Here is a 1,944-nt window from a genome sequence, read left to right on the forward strand (position 1 = left end):
ATATTTTATCTTCCTTATTTTCCAATTCTCTGGTATTTCTCCAATCCATTCAACACCACTATGTTTCATCTTTACATTAGTATTTAACCCTTTTGTTACTGCTTCTGTTATAATTGATTTTTTATATTCTTTAAGTTTTTCTATTACTTGTTTTTGCCTTTCTATTGTTTGGTCTATTTTGGTGCATTTGGTGTCTAAATAATTAGATATACTGTATTGTTCTTTTATTATTGGTAATGGAATTTTTTCTTTTAACAACATTGTTGTTAAATCTAAATTTTGAATTCCTGTCGTTTGTTTTACATACTTTTTTGTTATTCCATTATAGTAAAATGATACTAATAAATATTGTATATAATCTGATGATATATCTTTATATATTCTTAATCTGTCTATGAAATTAGCGTATAATGCTAATACTGGTAATTTAAAAATAACAGTTCTACCAACTGGAGTTAATTCTCCACCACCTGATTTCTCTACTAATATATCTCCTTTTTTTAATGTTAATTTATTTATTGTATCATTAGCATAGTTTCTTTTTGTGTATGTAACATTTTGTTTTATTTTTAATTTTGTGTATTCAAAATCTGCTATTCTAATACATATTATATCATTCTCATTATTTTTAGGTGTATCTCCCCAAGCACCTCCCATTCTACTTTTGATAGTCCTTTTTAATATAATTATATTCCAATCCTCTGGTATCTTCCCAATCCATTCAACTCCACTATCCTTCATTTTCCTAGTCATTGAATATTTCCTCCAATACTCCATCTAAATCTTTTTCTATTTCCATTATCTCAGCCATTATATCTTTTGAAGGTTTTGGTGGAATATATTTATAAAAATATCTTGTGAATGGAATTTCATATCCTATCTTGGTTTTCTTTTCATCTATCCATGCATCAGGTACGAATGGTAATACTTCTCGTTCAAAGTATTCTTGTATATCTTCTTTTAATGGAACATTTTCTGTATCTCTAAGTTTTGAATCTGCTACTGGTTTTCCTTTTTTGAGTTCTATTTCTCCGTTTTCATCTTTCTTAGGTCTTTCTACTGTTATCTTTGCATATCCAAAGTCTTCATTATCAAAGATTTTGCTTATTTCACTTTCTTTAAATTCCCCATATAATTTAGTTATCGCATCTATAGATTCTTTTGGTATATCATTTCTTTTATTACCTAAGGATTTTCTACGCTTAACAAACAGCTTATTAGCATTAATAAGTTGTACTTTACCTTTTCTATATGATGGTTTTTTATTTGATAATACCCATATATATGTTGCAATACCTGTATTATAGAAAATATCGTTAGGTAAAGCTACTATGGCTTCTAATAAATCATTTTCTAATATGTATCTTCTTATTTCAGATGGTCCACTTCCTGCATCTCCTGTAAATAATGGTGAGCCATTATGAATTATTGCTACTCTTGAACCTTGTGTTTTCATCTTGGATATAGCTGTTTGTAGAAATAACATTTGACCGTCACCTACTGCTGGAAGTCCTGCTCCAAAACGACCTGCAAAACCTAACTTAGCTTCGCTTTGAACAGCTTTTCTATCATTTTTCCATTCTCTTCCAAAAGGTGGATTAGATAAAATATAATCAAATTTATCATCTTTGAATTTATCGTCTGATAATGTATTCCCATTTTTGATTTGGTCTGCATTTTCTCCTTTTATAAGCATGTCTGCTTTACATATTGCATATGTTTGGTCGTTTATCTCCTGACCGAAGCCTATAAGTTGAGCACTTTTATTCATCTTTTTTAGATAATCCTCTGCAACTGATAACATACCCCCTGTTCCACATGCAGGATCATAAATAGTTTTTGCTACCTCTTCTGTTAACAGATTACTGTCATTGTAAAATAGTATATTTACCATTAGTTCTATTACTTCTCTAGGGGTATAGAAGTATGGTAAAAATTATATTT

The 1,944-nt window shown here is 29.1% G+C and carries 1 protein-coding gene and 1 pseudogene; both read right to left on the minus strand.

Translation table 11 applies throughout. From position 1 onward, the window contains the following. On the minus strand, positions 1-753 hold a 753-nt coding region (locus AACQ14_RS23435; protein WP_339365972.1), incomplete at its 3' end, for a restriction endonuclease subunit S. Further along, positions 746-1,912, minus strand: a pseudogene (locus AACQ14_RS23440) (HsdM family class I SAM-dependent methyltransferase); the annotation flags it as partial. The pseudogene AACQ14_RS23440 and the gene AACQ14_RS23435, both read right to left, overlap by 8 nt. Positions 1,913-1,944: the final 32 nt, after the last annotated feature.

It is taken from the genome of Vallitalea maricola (genome assembly GCF_036985595.1).
GTDB lineage: Bacteria > Bacillota > Clostridia > Lachnospirales > Vallitaleaceae > Vallitalea > Vallitalea maricola.